The following is a 16,143-nucleotide window of genomic DNA, read 5'->3' on the forward strand; positions in this document are numbered from 1 at the left end:
GCTGGCATGCGGAGCCTCCGGTGGTTAGTTTTCGCTTTCTATGAAGAAGCGAGCTGCCACCAAGTCTCCGCGCCTACCCAAGCGCGAAAGCCTACCTGAAATCGTCACCGATTCTTATGAAGAGCATTTCCGGCTTCTGGTGGAAAACATCGGGGATGTGCTTTGGTTTCGTGAGGTGGACCCGCCGCGTTTTTCGTATGTCAGCCCGGCTTTTGAGCGTGTCTGGGGTGTGAGTCTGGCGGAGCTTCGAGAGCAGCCTCAGCTCTGGGAAGAATCCATTTATCCCGATGATCAAAAGGCGGTGCGTGCCGCTTTGCGGCGTTGGTTCACGGGCAAAACGGATCATTACGAGGTGCATTACCGCGTGCAGGGCAAGGATGGCAAAGTGCGCTGGCTGGCAGACCGTGGGATCATTCTTTCGCGAAAAAATGGCCGCCCGCACCAGATCGGTGGCATCGCCCGTGACATCACGGAACGTGAGGCTGCGGAGGCCATGAACCGACGCATGGCGGCGGTGGTGGAGACCACAGACGACTCCATCATCACCATGAATCTGGACGGTGAAATTGATACCTGGAATGCCGGTGCAGAGCGCATCTTTGGTTATACCCAGGAAGAGGCGGTGGGCCGGACCATGTCCTTCCTGCGGCCACCCCAGGCCGAAGATGACGAGGCGGTCTTTAAGCGCATGATCGAGCGCGGGCTCCGCATTGATCACTACGAAACGCAGCGCCGTCATAAAAATGGAGCCATTCTGGATGTCTCGCTGACCATCTCTCCCATCCGCGATGCCCATGGCCGCCTGGCCGGGTTCTCGAAGATCTCACGCGACATCACCGAGCGTAAACAGGCGGAGCAAACCATCCTGCGTTTGAATGCAGAACTGGAGCGCCGGGTGGAAGAACGCACGGCAGAGCTGCGCGGCCAGATCGCCGCGAGGCGGCAGCTCGAGGAGGAAATCTTGCGCATCAGCGAGCGTGAGCAGCGCCGCATCGGTCAGGATTTGCATGATGACCTGGGGCAGCAACTGGCCGGGGCGTGGATGATGGCCGACGTTCTCGCCCGCACCTTGGCTGCCAATGGAGCCCGTGAGCAAGAGGCCGCGCTGAAGCTGAGCACCCTGCTTGGCAAATCGCTGAACCACACCCGCGCTCTGGCGCGTGGCCTGCATCCAGTGGCTCCAGAGCAGGGTGGTCTAGGTGCGGCGTTGAAGAACTTGGCGGAACGTTCGGCGGATTTGTTTGGAATCACCTGCCAGTTTGAATCACGCGCAGTGATCATGCTGGAGGATCAGCGCAGCGCCATCCACCTTTACCGCATCGCCCAGGAGGCCATCAACAATGCGGTGCGTCATGGGCGGGCTCAAAACGTGCGCATCCGCCTCTCCCGACGCGGGGGCAAGGCCGCCTTGTCGGTGATTGATGACGGCCTCGGCATCAAGGAACCTGCGGCCATGCATGAAGGCATGGGCCTGCGCATCATGCGCTATCGTTCAGAAATGATCTTCGGAACGCTCGAAATTGTGAAAGCTGCAAAACGCGGCACTTGTGTAACCTGCGTTTTCCCGCTGCCGCCAGCTTCCAAACCAACCTCTTCTCCTCATGGCCTCAAAAAGCTCTAACACGCCAGCCTCCCCCCAACGTGTGTTGATCGTGGATGATCATCCCGTCTTCCGGGCTGGTCTCACGGGTCTTGTAGGCATGGAACCCGACCTGGCCGTTTGTGGTGAGGCGCACGATGCGGGGCAGGCCATGGCAGCCATTGCCAAGCTGAATCCAGACCTCGTGATGATGGACATGAGCCTGCCTGATAAGAGCGGACTGGAGACCCTGAAAGACGTCCGTGCAGCCTATCCTCACATCCCCGTCTTGATGATCTCCATGCATGACGAGACGCTTTATGCGGAACGTGTCATCCGGGCCGGAGGGCGTGGTTACATCATGAAACAAGAGGGGCCCGAGAAAGTCATCCAGGCCATCCGTAAAGTTTTGGCGGGTGGGATATCGGTGAGTGAGCGTATTTCCACACTCATCCTGGATGCCCTGGCGAGCTCCCAGCACCCCAAGCAGGAAGGGGCGTCCGTTACCAAATTGACCGATCGTGAATTTGAGGTCTATCGCCTGATCGGGCAGGGGAAGGAGCCGCAAGAAGTCGCGCGCTTACTTCATCTCAGTGTCAAAACTGTGGATACTCACCGCAGCCAAATCAAAAAGAAACTGGGGCTGAAAAATAACACTGAGCTGGTGCACCATGCCACCCGCTGGGCTGCGGAACAGGGGTGAGGCTGAGTCGTCCCCCCGCTGAGGGCATCTCAGCAAAATGCTGAGATCTAGCGCGAGAGGCTGCTCATTGGTCGCAGTGCCCTCCTGGCGCAGCATGGAAGTATATTAGACTGTGCACCGCACGCTGTGGTCCACGCTTACGATAAGTCATATCCACCCATCACATGCTGCCATTATGAGAACCATGCTTGAACTTTCCAGGAACGCTGAATACGACGTCATCGCTGCTGTCTTAATCGTTGGCGTCATCGTGGCCGCAAAGTACTGGATTCAGTCTTTGAGCCGCGCAGAAAAGAACGAGAGCATCAAAAACCGCTAGTTCTGAATCTGTCACACTCCGCGTGTTCCCTCTTAAATCGGCCATCCTCCGTAAGCTGTGGATGGCCGATTTTTTTTCGACGTTCCATTGATGCCCTTTGGAAATTCGTGCTAGCAGTGGCCCAGCCTTTCTGAGATGGGCTAACTGTATGAATGTGACGAAATAGCATTGAAAAACGACAACCCTGATCCTGCATCTATCGTAGTAATTCCGCAAAAAACTCCCTGAATGCCTGCGCTTTCACCTTCCGGCAACTCACCTGCTGACAAACCTACACGCCCCCTGTCTGTGAACACGTTGGCGCAGTTGAGTGCCATCACTGGAACGGAGTATGATCATGAGCGGGCGAAGATCGCGGTGCAAAACGCGACCCAGGCCGAGAGCGAGCCGCTAGGGCAACTGGTCAGCGCAGCGTCTAAGGTGTACATCCATGTCTCTCCTGTGCGCCTACCGATCACCGAGTTGGTGTGGCAGGCCCAGAATGACACCCCGGTGATCATTTGGTCCGAGAAGGAAGAGAGTTGGATCGTCATCACCTTCGCAGGCTGGTTTAGCATTCGCATCGCAGAGGGGGACCATCCCACGGCCCGCCGCAGCATCACGCGGAAGGAGCTCGCGGCCAAACTGGGCCTCAGCGGGATCAAGGAAGTCGTCGAAGCCGGTATCGTGCATCCAGAGCGCGCCGCGCATGACATGAGCGTGCATGCAGCCCAGGCCCGGCATGCGCAGATGTATGGTAGCAATGGGGCGGGCCAGCATCGAAATGGCCATGGAAATGGGCATGCGCACATTCATCTGAGCCCAGTCACTCGTTTCTTCCGGCTTTTGAAAGCGGAGCGGCAGGAGATTGTAACGCTGCTCATCTTTTCCGTCTTCTCTGGTATCCTTTACTTAGCGGCCCCTTTGGCGGTGGATGCGGTGGTTAGTAATCTCGCCTTCGGAGGGCAGTCGCAGCCTTACTTCCAGGCTTTGGTCATCGTGGGCGTGGCCTTGATGGCCGCCCTGTCTCTCCAGGCCTTGATCACAGGCCTACAGTATTACATTTCAGACATCATCCAGCGGCGCATTTTTGTGCGGGCGGCGGCAGACCTCGCTTATCGTCTCCCCCGCGTGCGGGCAGAGTCGCTGGAAGGCGTCCACGCTCCTGAGTTGGTGAATCGCTTTTTAGATGTGGTCACCGCGCAGAAAAGCACCGCGCTGCTCTTGCTGGATGGGGTGAATTTGACCCTCGGCAGCCTCATCGGCATGGTGCTGCTGGCTTTGTATCACCCGGTGCTGTTGATGTTTGTGGCTATCTTGCTCCTGCTCATTGTGCTGGTGCTCTGGTTGTGTGGGCGCGGCGCTGTGGAGACCAGCATTGCAGAGTCGCGCACGAAGTATGACCTAGTGAATTGGTTTGAGGAGATCGCCGCTTACCCCTTTCTCTTCAAAGGCCCCGGTGGTTATCAGCTCGCTTATGAGCGCTCGAATCACCTCGCTTCTGAGTATGTCATGCGTCGCTCCGCGCACTTTCGGGTGGTCATGCGGCAGATCATCGGCCTGCTCATTCTTTCCGTCCTGGCGGGGGCAACATTGCTCGTGCTAGGTGGCTGGCTGGTCGTTAGTCAGCAGATCACCCTGGGCCAGTTGGTGGCCAGTGAGCTCATCATGAGTGCCATCGTGGCTTCCTTGGCTAAAATGGGGAAAAAGCTGGAGGCCTGGTATGACGCCATGGCGGCCATGGATAAGCTGGGGCACATTTTCGACTTGGAGATCGAGCGCGAAACAGGAGAGCAGCCGGTGAAGAAAGAAGGTGGGGCCTCCGTCGTGGCGGATAGTCTCAGCTTTGGTTATAACGAGCATGCCCTCCTGTTTCATCTCCGCACCTTCACCATCCAGTCAGGGGCACGGGCGGCCATCGTCGGCCCGCACGGTGCCGGGGCCAGCTCTTTGCTGGATATCCTCTTCGGCCTGCGCACTCCCACGTCGGGGCATGTCTGCATTGATGGGCTGGATCTGCGGAGCTGGTATCTCGAGGCTCTGCGGGACCACGTGCAGCTCCTGCGCCGGGATGAAATCGTGGACGCCACCGTGGTTGAAAACCTTCGCCTTGGCCGGGCCGATATCGGCATGGATGAAATCCGCGAGGCGCTCGTGCGTGTGGGCTTGCTGGATAAACTTTTAGCCCGGCCTGAAGGGCTCAATCTACGGCTCAAGATCGGTGGTGCCCCCCTCTCTGGGAATGAGCGCACCCGCTTGCTATTGGCACGCTCACTCGTGCAGCGGCCTCGCCTCCTTCTCATTGACGAGTTGTTTGACAGCCTAGATACCGAATCCTTCAAGACACTCTCCGCTGCCATATTGGATAAATCCCTGCCCTGGACAGTCGTCCTCACTACACGGGATCATGATGTCACTCAGCTCTGCGACCAAGTGATCCAACTCGCCCCTTGTAACCTGACCGATGGCACCGCTTCGACCCAGCTCAAAGGCTAAGCCCGACCTGCTATGACTGACTTTGCCAACTCTCCGCAACTGCCCGCGCTCTCGCTCGCGGGCGCCACACGTTACACGCGTTTATTCAGTCGTCTGCTGGTACTGGGCTTCATCGCTTTTGTGCTGGGCTGTTTCTTTTTGCCCTGGCGTCAGTTTGTTTCCGGCAGCGGCAGAGTCATCGCCTTCAATCCGCTGGATCGCCGCATCAACATCGAGGCCCAGGTCTCCGGCCGGGTCAAGCACCTGCACGTGGTCGAAGGGCAGCGTGTGAAAAAAGGCGACCTCGTGGTGGAGATCCAGGACAACGACCCCGACCTCATCGCCAATCTTCAAGCCCAGCGCGAGGCGATTGACAGTCGGCGAAACTTCGCGTTAGGCCGGGTGGAGTCCCTCATCGCGCAGATCACGCAGCAGGAGTTGGCGAAGGCTCAGGCCATTGATGGGGCAGAGCAGCGCGTGGCTGCCTCCAAGATTGCTGCTGAAACAGCGGCCCTGAACTACTCACGCACCCATGCCTTGTTTGAGAAAGGGCTTTCTTCTCAGCGTGAGCATGAACTGGCAACCCTACAGCGGGACTCCACGACCGCCGATTTAAAGTCTGCCCAGGCAGCCTTGAAGCGCACCAGCAATGACTTTGATGCCACCATTTCCTCCATCCACGCCCAGAAAGGATCTGCCCATAGCGATGTCGCTACGGCAGACCGTGACCTCTCAGTCATTGACGTGCAGATCAATCAATCGCAGCGCCAGATCGTCGAGTCTCCGCGTGATGGCATCGTCCTCCAGGTGGCCGCGACGGATGGCACTTACCTGCGTCCCGGTTCATTGATCTGCATCATCATTCCGGAAACAGACAGTCGCTTTGTAGAAATCTGGGTCAGTGGCAATGACATGCCTCTCATCCATGCCCGCAAAGAGGAAGGTGGTGTCGTCACACCCGGGAGCTCGGTCCGTTTAGCCTTTGAAGGCTGGCCCGCCGTGCAGATGATCGGCTGGCCTCAGCTCGCCATCGGCACCTTTGGCGGGGAGGTCGTCTTTGTGGATGCGACGGATGATGGGTTAGGCCGTTTCCGTGTGGTCATCGGCCCTTCGGATGATGTGGTGAACCGGGGAGATGGCCAGGGCCCCGTGAATGTGGGCTGGCCGGATAAGCAGCGCTGGCTTCGTCAAGGGGTGCGTGCGAATGCTTGGGTCATGCTGAATGAAGTACCCCTGTGGTTTGAACTGTGGCGTCAGATCAATGGTTTCCCGCCTCTGATCTCAAATGCCGAAGGGAAACTCGACCCCACCAAAAAATGAAGATGCTCCTCCCGCTTTCCTTTTCGGTGGGTCGGTGCTTGGCCGCGGCTTGCTTCATGCTTGCCTGGCTGGTCCTTCCAGAGGCATCTGCAAATCCGAAGCCCCTTATGCTTCCGGAAGTGCTGGCCAGCGTGCAGACCCAGTATCCGCCCTACTTGGCAGCTTTGATCGAGCAAGACATCGCCAATGGCCGCGCCCGTCAGGCCCTAGGCGCTTTTGATCTCAACCTCAGTGCCGGCGGTGCCTTCAAGCCAGCGGGTTATTACGATGGGCAAACGGGGTATGCCGTGCTGGAACAGCCCTTACCCTTTTGGGGTGGCAATGTGTATGGGGGCTATCGCCTCAGCAGCGGCTTTTTGCCCAACTATAACAAAGAGCGTACCAGCACAGATGGTGAGGCCGTGTTGGGCTTTCGCATGCCCCTGCTTCGTGACGGCACCATTGACCGCCGCCGGGCCACCTTTTGGCAGTCCCAGATTGATCAGGAACTCGCGGATCCGATGATTCTCCGGCAGTATCTGGACTTCATCCGCGCGGCCACAGTTTCTTATTATGGCTGGGTCGCGGCAGGGCAGCGGCTCAGCCTGACGGAGGAGTTGCTGCGCATCGCTAAAAATCGCGACTCAGGCATCGCGGAGCAGGTCAAACGTGGAGCCTCCGCTCCCATCGTCCAGATTGATAATCAGCGCCTCGTTGTCAGTCGTGAGATCGCAGTGGTGCAAGCCCTGCGGCGGTTTCAATCGTCCGCCATTGAGCTCTCGCTTTTCCATCGCTCGCGTGAGCTGGCAGAGCCCATCATCAGCCCCCGCGAGCGTGTGCCTGCCGTCTTTCCTCCGCATCCCCGGCCCGATGAAACGCAAGTCACGGCAGCCATCGCTAAGGCGGCCATTTTCCGCCCTGAAATCCGTCGCATCGAGCTGACCATCGAAAAGAACGAGATTGATCGCAAGCTCGCGAAAAACAACCTCCTTCCCCAGTTGGATGTCGGTGTGGAGGCTGCGCAGGCCAACGGTGGGACACAGCCTAAGGACATTGAGCGGACAGAAATCGAGGCCAAAATCGAGTTCAAGATGCCGCTTCAGAGGCGTGAAGCCAAAGGGCGGATGGAGGTGGCGGAGGCCCTCATCCAGCGCCTGAACAATGAGAAGCAGTTTGCCCGTGACCGCATCGCTGCAGACGTGCGTGACAGCCACAGCGCCATCATTGCGGCCTATGATGCATTGCTTCAGACCCGTAAGAATGTGGATCTCTCCCAGCAGCTCGAAGATGCTGAAAACGAACGTCTTAAACAAGGCGCGACGGACCTGCTGGCTCTGCAAATTCGTGAGCAGGCCACCTTCGATGCCAAGGTGCTGGAGGTGGAGGCGCAGGCAGAGTACTTCCGTGCCCAGGCAAACTATCGCGCCGCCACCGCTGCGGATGCGCCGCCTAGTTTGGCGCGGTAAGCTCAACCCGTTGGCTGAAGAAGGTTGGGCTGGCATGATGGGTGCTTGATTTAGAGGTGCCAGCCTCACCATGTCTCTCTCTGCCTGCCCTGACACTCCCGTGAGGGCACCCGCCTATTTTGCGCTGGTGCTCGGCGTTACGGTGTCTTGGCTGCTTACCGTCATGCTGCTCCAGACGCGGGAAGATGACCGGCAGGATGAAGTCAGAAGATTGGCCAAAGATCGCACCGAGGTCATTCGCGGACAGATCCTACGTTCCATGGAGGTGCTGCATGGGATCGTGGCTTTTTTTGAATCGCGGAAGGAGATCTCCCGGACTGAGTTCGGTGCCTTTGTGGGCAGTTTTTTGACGCGGCAGCCAGAGTTGCAAGCCTTGGCCTGGGACCCGCGTGTGGAAGGGGCACAGCGCGAAAGTTGGGAACAGCGTGCCCGGGATGAGGGCTTTCGTGAGTTTCGTTTTACTGAAGAGGAGAGCGAAGGGAAAATCGTCACGGCTCGTCCCTCGGATGAATACTTCCCGGTGTTTTACCTGGAGAGTTTGCAAAAGAATGCGCCCGCATTGGGTTTCAATGTCAAGGCCGAGCCCCGGCGCCGAGCGGCCCTGGAGCAGGCACGCGATAGCGGCAGCGCCCGGGCCACCGCACCCATCCGGTTGGCTCAGGAGCAGGGATCCCAGCGTGGGTTTGTGGTCTTTGAGCCGCTTTATCAAGGAATGCCCACGACGGTGGATGAACGTCGGCAGCAGCTCACCGGCTTTGCCACGGCGGTCTTCCGCATTGGGGATCTCATCAATCTCTCTTTGGCGGAGGCACGGGACAGTGGCGTGGCGCTGTCTCTGCGGGATGCGGGTGATGGCACCCTGCTGTATCATCAGGAGGGCGCACGTCTCCAGGGCTACCCCACCTGGACCACGGAGGTGGATGTGGCTGGCAGGCAATGGCGGCTTTTGTTTGAGCCCACTCAGGGATTCCTCAGCCTGCGGTCAGATCTCATGCCGTGGATCACCCTCACGGGCGGTCTGGTGATCACCTTGCTCCTAGCTTCCTACTTGTGGAAAACAGCAAGCCAAACAGCGGTGGTGAATCGGGCGCGGAAAGAGCTGCTGGCGGAAGTGTCGGTGCGCAAACAGGCCGAAGCGACAGCGGAGGCGGCCAGCCGGGCTAAGTCGGAATTTCTCGCCAACATGAGTCATGAGATCCGCACCCCCATGAATGCCATTTTGGGCTATGCGCAGATCCTGGCGCGGGATGCCGCCCTGCCGCGTTTCCATCGCGATGCCGTGGCCACCATCCTCAACAGCGGAGACCATCTGCTGCACCTCATTCAAGAGATCCTGGACCTGTCCAAGATAGATGCCGGGCGCATGGAGGTGGAAAAGACGAACTTCGACCTGGCAGCACTCGTGCGCGAATTGACCGCCATGTTTCAGCATCCCTGCGAGGAAAAACAGATCGGCTTCCGCATCGAGGTGGCGGATCTGGAGAAGGCCACCCCGGTCTATGGCGATGAAGGCAAGCTGCGGCAGGTACTCATTAATCTTTTGGCCAATGCCGTGAAGTTTACCGCCAGCGGGCGCATCATTCTACGGGTGCTGCCCTTGGAAAAGGAAGCCTGGCGTTTTGAGGTGGAAGACACCGGCATCGGCATTCCGGAAGAGGCCCAACAACGCATCTTCGAGCCCTTCCAGCAGGAGGCTGGTGCACGTGGGGGAGCGGGGCTGGGGCTGGCCATCGCCCGCCGTCAGATGGAGATCCTGGGTGGCCGTATGGGATTACACTCGCAGTTAGGCCGGGGCTCCTGTTTTCATGTGGAGCTCACTCTGCCCACCGTGGCCGCGCATGGGGTTTCACGGGCCTCGGTGCGGGAACTCGTGAGCCTGGCCAAAGGCTGCACCGTGCGTGCTTTGGTGGTGGATGACATCCGGGAAAATCGTGAAGTTCTCGCCTCCATGCTCACCTTGATCGGCTGTGAGGTCGTTCTGGCGGAGCACGGACGCCAGGCCGTAGAAGTGGTGCAGGTATCCCGCCCGCAGATCGTCTTCATGGATATTCGGATGCCTCAGTTCGATGGGTTGCAGGCCACCCGCCGCATCTTGGAAGAGTTCAACACCACGGAGATTAAAATCGTCGCCACTTCCGCCTCCGCCCTGGCTCATGAAAGGGAGCTTTGTCTCAAAGCGGGGTGCGACGACTTCGTGGCGAAACCTTTCCGGGCAGAGCGCATTTATGGTTGCCTGCGTCATTTGTTAGGCGTGGACTTTGAGTACAAGGGCGAGTTACCCGGCGCAGAAGCAGGAGAGTCCATTGATCTCAGCCAGATAACTTTGCCGGAGGAATTAGCCGCCCGGCTGACGATGGCAGCGGAGCTGCACAGCGCCACGGTTTTGAAGAGTTGCCTGGCGGAACTCGAGCAACTGGGCACAGCGGGCCAGCGGCTGGCACAACACTTGCGCGGCTTTCTAGCCAGCTATGACATGAAAACCATTCAGCGCATCATCGCCCAGATCTCCATCTCATGAATCGTCCCCGCATCCTCATTGCTGATGATACTCCGGCCAGTCTGTCCCTGCTCAGTCATGTGCTGGAGCCGCAAGGGTATGAAATCCTCGCTGTCTCCAGTGGCAAAGATGCCCTGAAGCTGGCGGAGCGCGCCCAGCCAGATCTCATCCTCCTGGACGTGATGATGCCTGGGCATGATGGGTTTCATGTCTGCCGCACGCTCAAGGCGGATGAAGCCACGCGGGATGTGCCCGTCATCTTCATCACCAGTCGGAATGAGACCGCGAGCGTGCTGAACGGTTTTCGCATGGGGGCTGTGGACTACATCGTCAAACCTTTCCAGGCCGAGGAAGTGGTGACCCGCGTGGCCACCCATTTGAAGATCAGCCGACTCACTCGCGAGCTGCAGCAGCGCAATGCCGAGCTGGAGGCGGAGGGCTCCCGCCGGGTCGCCGCTGAGACCTCGCGGGATAAGGCCACGCAGAAGCTTTCCACCCTGGCTTCCCGTGAGGCCGAGCGCTGGGGCCTGGATGGATTTGTCGGCGAAAGTCCGCACATGAAGCGCATCCTGGCCGACATCGAACGGCTGCGTCAGTTCAGCAAAACCAGCGTGCTCATCACCGGTGAGAGTGGCACCGGCAAGGAACTGGTGGCGCGTGCCCTGCATCATCACAGCTCGCGGGCGGCTGAGGCTTTCATCCCGGTGAACTGTGTGGCGGTCCCGGCGGATCTTTTGGAATCGCTTTTTTTCGGTCACGTCAAAGGGGCCTTCACAGGGGCTACGGCAGACCGCAAAGGTTACTTTGAATTGGCCGATGGCGGCACGCTCTTCCTGGATGAAATCGGCGACATGCCTGCCGCTCTTCAGGCGAAGCTGCTGCGTGTGCTGGAGGATGGGGAAGTGACGCCTGTGGGCTCCACCAAATCCCATCGAGTGGATGTGCGCGTGCTCAGTGCCACGAATGCGGACCTCGCCGCGAAGATCCTCACGGGAGACTTCCGCCAGGATCTTTACTACCGGCTCGCACGCTACACGGTGGAGACGGCCCCCCTGCGGGAAAGGCGTGAGGATTTACCCTTGCTGGCAGGCCATTTTTTAAAGGTGTTCGCGGCCGAGATGGGCATGACAGCGCCTTCATTGGATGCCTCTGCCCTCGCCCTATTGAGCCACCATTCCTTCCCAGGAAATGTGCGGGAACTCAAGAACGCCATGGAGCGTGCCTTGATCCTCAGCGGCGGCCAAACGGTGAAACGCGAGCACCTGCAATTGTTTGAACCCGTACTCGCACCCGCGACCGTGGCCAAGGCACCTGCACGCACCGCTGCCGACACGGTGCCTTTGGATCTAGGTGCTGCCGAGCATACTTTGATTCAACGCGCCCTTGAGCAAACAGGCGGCAATGTGACGGAGGCTGCGCGGCTGCTGAATGTGAATCGCAGCCGCATCTACCGCCGCATGCCGGTGAGTAAATAACGCTCAGCCCTGCGCCTGAATCCAGGCCCGCCAGCCACCGTGGGCGGTGATGTCTTGCGACGCGGAGACCGCGCTGGGTTCACAGAGAAATCCGCACACCCTCTGCCCATCTGCCAGCTCCACCCAGCCGAGTCCCAGTGGCGGTTTGATGCTGTTAAAAAACGTGCCCAGAGCTGCCTCCGGCATGTCCCAGACCTCCAGCGCGATGGCGCGGCCACCTTTCGCAGAGCGGATGAGGCCTGGACGCGGTGGTACACTGCCCCCGCCGGGGAGGTGATACAGCTTGTAGCAGGGGGCCGTCTCCGTACGGCTGCGCAGATGTGCCCCACAGGCCAGCAGCCCGGGATTGAGCGGCAGCCCCTCCATGTGGGCTCCACAAACGGCCACCGGCATCCAGCCTTGAGTGGCTGCGGCTTTGGCGGCTGGTGGGACAGATGTCTCTGTCGCGCCCAGCTTCACTCCTGTGGCCTGGTGCAGAAAACCGCCGATGCCAAGGATGCGCCAATCATGAAAGGCGGGGGCGATGAGCGTCACCCCCCAGGCACGACCATTGGGTAAAAAACCAGCGGGCACCGCGTAACCGCAGAGGTCCAGCAAGTTCATGAAATTGGTGTAAGTGCCCAGGTGAGTGTTGTAGGCGATGGGCTCGGCCTCAATCTCCTCCCGCGTGTAGCTGCGCGGTGCCGTGGGCGTGAGGATGACATCCACATACTGCCACACGGCCTCACTCTGCCGACGCAGGGCGGCGAGCTGGTACATCGCCCGGAAGGTATCTGCCGCGCTGGGTTTGAAACCGCCTGAAATGATGGTGCGTGTGACGGGTAAAAAGGCTTCAGGCTGGCTTTCTAACAAAGCCGCCGTGGCCACGTAGCGCTCTGCCACCCACGGCCCGTCATACAGGAGGCGTGCGGCCTCCGTGAACGGCTCAAAGTCCACCTCCACGGCTATGCCTCCCAGGGCGCGCAGACGCGTGATACTGTTTTCATAAAGTTCGTTAGCCGATTCTTCGCCAAAGTAGTGCCTTTGGTTTTCAGGCAGCACGCCAAAACGAAAGCCCGAGCCGGGGACCCAGCCCGGCACTGCTGCGGTAAAAGGTCGGGCGAGGGCATCGCTCGCATCGAAGGCACGGGCGATCTCAAAGACCCTCACGGCATCCTCGGTTGTCAGGGCAAAAATGGAGACACAGTCCAGGCTGCGACATGCGGGCACCACACCCGTGGTACTGAGCACCCCACGCGTGGGTTTGAAGCCTACGATGTTATTAAAGGCCGCAGGCACACGGCCAGACCCCGCCGTATCCGTGCCGAGGGCAAAGGTCACTAACCCGAAAGCGACCGCCACCGCAGAGCCTGAGCTGGAGCCACCTGAGATCACACCTGGGCTGATGGCGTTTTCAGGGCTGCCATAAGGGCTGCGTGTGCCGACGAGCCCGGTGGCAAATTGATCAAGATTCGTCTTCCCCATGGGGATGGCACCGGCATCAATCAAGGCCTGCACCACGGAAGCGGACTTTTCCGGTGTGTAGGCAAAGGCGGGGCAAGCCGCGGTGGTGGGGGTGCCTGCGAGGTCAATGTTATCCTTGATGGCAAAGGGGATGCCATAGAGGGGCAGGCTATCTGGCGAATGCCCTTCCAGCAGGTCCAGGTAGGGCTGGATCTCATGCCGATCCATGCGGTGGATCCAGATGGCGGGGTCTGCGGTTGCGGCTTGGGCTAGCAGGATATCCACCAGTTGGCTGGGGGTAAGGGTGCCTGCACGGAAGGCAGCATGAAGGGTGGCGAGAGTGGGCGCTGTCATGGAGGTAGCTAGGCGCGGGCATGCAGCCATCATTGCGCCGTTAAGCAGTCCTTCAGCAGTGCCCATGCCAGGCCCGTTTTTCGCCCTTGGAGTGGCTCGCTCCTTAGGCTTTCCGTTGTCGGTTTGGCCTCAGAAAAACAAAAGACTGTTGCAGGTGTGCCGCTGTGCCACACTTGCAACAGTCTTTAGGAAATCACATGTCCATTCAGCGCATGGTCTCCAGGCGCTTTTTCAGGATCTCTTTCTGGCTCAGCCCTGCTAGCTTCGCCTGGGTGGAATCAATCCACTTTTGCTCCAGCGCATTTTTGGTCGGGCGCTCCACTTGGTAATAAACCCCAAATTTACCGGGAGAGGGTTCATCTGCCATTTTGAAGGCCGCGACATCATCCGTGACATCATGCTGGGTCTCGTCAATGACCTCATAGACGCCGCCTTTGCGGGGCGTGCTGTCATCAAAGGAGCCTGCATAGAACATCACGCACTCACTCAGGCATTCCACCACGCTGAATCCATCGTGCAAGATGGCCCGCTCAAAGGTATCCATCATGTGCTTCACCTGGGCGGCGTGAGTGCGGGCGATGAAGGTGGCGCCGCTGGCCAGCAGTTGCTTCATCGGATTGATGGGTCGGTCAATGCTGCCGGTAGGGTCGGTCTTGGATTTGAAGCCCTGGGGGCTCGTGGGGCTGGTCTGCTTTTTGGTTAGGCCATACACGAAGTTATCCATGATGACGTAAGTCAGCTTGACGTTTTTCCGCGCCGCATGGTTGAGGTGATTTCCACCGATGGAAAAACCATCCCCATCCCCACCGAAGACAAAGACGTGAACGTCGGGTCGGCTCAGGGAGATCCCGGTGGCCAGGGGCAGGGCACGGCCATGGATGAAGTGGATGCCGTGGCTATTGACGAAGTAAGGGAAGCGTGAGGAACAGCCGATGCCGGCCACGCAGACGATCTTCTCATGCGGATACTGGAGTTTTTCCAGCACCTTGTAAAACGCGGCGAGCACCGCAAAGTCACCACAGCCAGGGCACCAGGTAGGGTGGTCAGCCGTGAGGATTTTTTTGGTTAACTTGTCAGCAGCAGGGACAGCGGAAGCCGGAGCCTCCAGGGTGGCAGAGGACATGTGGGTTGGTTAGGTTGGAATACCCAGGCTAAACGAATTCTGGATTCAGGGTCAATCACGAACCTGCGCCTTTTGCTAAATTCCGTGCTTATGCGGGTTTCCAGGCCCGTCTTTTTGACGGGCTGGTATAACCAGAAGGTCAAACAAAGTCGGTGATCGAGCCAAAGTCCGCATCGAAGAGCCGCCGATAGGTGCGGAAGGCAAAGCTGTCCGTCATGCTGGCCACCCAGTCGCAGACCAGACGGGCACGAGTCGCGGCATCCGGGGCTTTTTCAATTTCGGCCTCCAGTGTGGCGGGCATGAGATGCAGAGTGCTGCCTTTCTCCTGCTCAATGTAGCGGTCACGCAGCACCTCAAAGAGTCGTGTCAAAATGAAGTCCGCTTTGTAGTCGAGTTGCTGGAGCTGGGGGCTCTTGAAGACAAGGTCGAGGGCGATCTTCTTGTTCAGGCGGGACTCGGCCTGCATATCAGGGTCTATCTCCAGGCGGAACTGATGCCGCCGAGTCATGGCGCTGAGAAACGTGCTGTTAGGCACCAGTGTGACGGCGCGGATGTAACGACCGATGGCACTGTTCAGCTTTCTTTCCACCCGCCCTTCACGGATGGCCGCGCAGAGCTTTTTGATGTGGGTTTCATCACGCTCATTCAGCTCGCGGCCTTCGGCCCAGCGCTCCAGCTTGGAGACGGTGATGAAGCCGGCGTGGATGCCGTCGGCAATGTCATTGAGGGAGTAAGCAGTGTCGTCTGCCCAGTCCATGAGCTGGCATTCGATGCTGCGGAACTGATTGCGTACTTTGCCGGGAGTCAGCTCCGTGGGGAAGGCTTGATGGCCCATGGTGAAATCCAGCCAGACTTCCTGGTTGTTGTACAGGTAGTGGTTAGGCGCGCCTTCCACTTCAGCTTGCAGGGTTTTGTACTTGAGCACGCCGTCCAGCACCGCGCGGGAGGGATTCATGCCTTCACGCCCTTCGTTGAAAAGAGTCTCTGTGAGGATGCGCAGCGTTTGGGCATTGCCCTCAAAGCCGCCGTAGGGGCGCATCAGCCGGTGCAGGGTCCTTTCGCCCGTATGACCGAAAGGCGGGTGCCCCAGATCATGGGAAAGGCAGGCGCACTCCACTAGGTCTGGATCAATGAAGCAGCCGTCATCCAGCATCTCGCTCTGCTGGGCTAGGTAGGCACAGATGGACCGGCCGATCTGGGCCACCTCAATGCTGTGGGTCAGCCGCGTGCGGTAGAAGTCATACTCGCCGGAGAGAAAGACCTGGGTCTTGTTTTGCAAACGGCGGAAGGCGCTGCTGTGGATGATGCGGTCCCGGTCAATCTGGAAGGCGTTGCGGTACTCGCTTGGGGACGAGGGCCGGGGCGTCAGCGTTTCAGAATCAAAGGTATTGTAAAACCGGTTGGCGGGCATGGAGTCGCAGAGTCCACGGT

At 59.0% G+C, this 16,143-nt stretch carries 11 protein-coding genes; 8 read left to right on the plus strand and 3 right to left on the minus strand.

Annotation, left to right across the window (positions count from 1 at the left end):
• The first annotated feature begins 40 nt into the window (after nucleotides 1–40).
• From ABEB25_RS00225 to ABEB25_RS00260, 8 genes are all read left to right on the plus strand, one after another.
• Nucleotides 41–1,621 carry a PAS domain-containing sensor histidine kinase gene (locus ABEB25_RS00225; protein ID WP_345734357.1) on the plus strand — a complete coding sequence of 527 codons (1,581 nt, stop codon included), beginning with the start codon at nucleotides 41–43 and terminating at the stop codon, nucleotides 1,619–1,621.
• Nucleotides 1,602–2,282, plus strand: coding sequence for a response regulator (locus tag ABEB25_RS00230; RefSeq protein ID WP_345734358.1), 681 nt, complete (start codon nucleotides 1,602–1,604; stop codon nucleotides 2,280–2,282). Before ABEB25_RS00225 ends, ABEB25_RS00230 begins: the two co-directional genes overlap by 20 nt.
• A 184-nt stretch (nucleotides 2,283–2,466) precedes the next feature.
• Nucleotides 2,467–2,601, plus strand: a complete 135-nt coding sequence (locus tag ABEB25_RS00235) for a hypothetical protein (protein ID WP_345734359.1) — start codon at nucleotides 2,467–2,469, stop codon at nucleotides 2,599–2,601.
• Nucleotides 2,602–2,829: 228 nt separating this feature from the next.
• Complete coding sequence (locus ABEB25_RS00240) at nucleotides 2,830–5,076, plus strand: peptidase domain-containing ABC transporter (RefSeq protein WP_345734360.1); 2,247 nt, start codon at nucleotides 2,830–2,832, stop codon at nucleotides 5,074–5,076.
• A 12-nt stretch (nucleotides 5,077–5,088) separates the two neighbouring features.
• Complete coding sequence (locus ABEB25_RS00245) at nucleotides 5,089–6,375, plus strand: HlyD family secretion protein (RefSeq protein WP_345734361.1); 1,287 nt, start codon at nucleotides 5,089–5,091, stop codon at nucleotides 6,373–6,375.
• A gap of 107 nt (nucleotides 6,376–6,482) precedes the next feature.
• Entirely contained in the window at nucleotides 6,483–7,820 is a 1,338-nt protein-coding gene (locus ABEB25_RS00250) for a TolC family protein (RefSeq protein WP_345734362.1), read from the plus strand.
• Between the two features lie 70 nt (nucleotides 7,821–7,890).
• Complete coding sequence (locus ABEB25_RS00255) at nucleotides 7,891–10,338, plus strand: CHASE domain-containing protein (RefSeq protein WP_345734363.1); 2,448 nt, start codon at nucleotides 7,891–7,893, stop codon at nucleotides 10,336–10,338.
• On the plus strand, nucleotides 10,335–11,792 hold the full coding sequence (locus ABEB25_RS00260) for a sigma-54-dependent transcriptional regulator (protein ID WP_345734364.1): 1,458 nt from the start codon (nucleotides 10,335–10,337) through the stop codon (nucleotides 11,790–11,792). The genes ABEB25_RS00255 and ABEB25_RS00260 overlap by 4 nt, the downstream gene beginning before the upstream one ends.
• A gap of 3 nt (nucleotides 11,793–11,795) precedes the next feature.
• Here ABEB25_RS00260 and atzF read toward each other — a convergent pair whose 3' ends face one another.
• The 3 genes from atzF to ABEB25_RS00275 form a co-directional block, all read right to left on the minus strand.
• A complete protein-coding gene (gene atzF / locus ABEB25_RS00265; RefSeq protein WP_345734365.1) occupies nucleotides 11,796–13,589 on the minus strand; it encodes an allophanate hydrolase in 1,794 nt (597 codons plus the stop codon).
• Between the two features lie 205 nt (nucleotides 13,590–13,794).
• Entirely contained in the window at nucleotides 13,795–14,712 is a 918-nt protein-coding gene (locus tag ABEB25_RS00270; RefSeq protein WP_345734366.1) for a thiamine pyrophosphate-dependent enzyme, read from the minus strand.
• Nucleotides 14,713–14,851: 139 nt separating this feature from the next.
• Nucleotides 14,852–16,123, minus strand: coding sequence for a deoxyguanosinetriphosphate triphosphohydrolase family protein (locus ABEB25_RS00275; RefSeq protein WP_345734367.1), 1,272 nt, complete (start codon nucleotides 16,121–16,123; stop codon nucleotides 14,852–14,854).
• Between the last annotated feature and the right edge of the window lie 20 nt (nucleotides 16,124–16,143).

Origin of the sequence: Prosthecobacter algae, assembly GCF_039542385.1 — a bacterium.
GTDB classification, from domain to species: domain Bacteria; phylum Verrucomicrobiota; class Verrucomicrobiia; order Verrucomicrobiales; family Verrucomicrobiaceae; genus Prosthecobacter; species Prosthecobacter algae.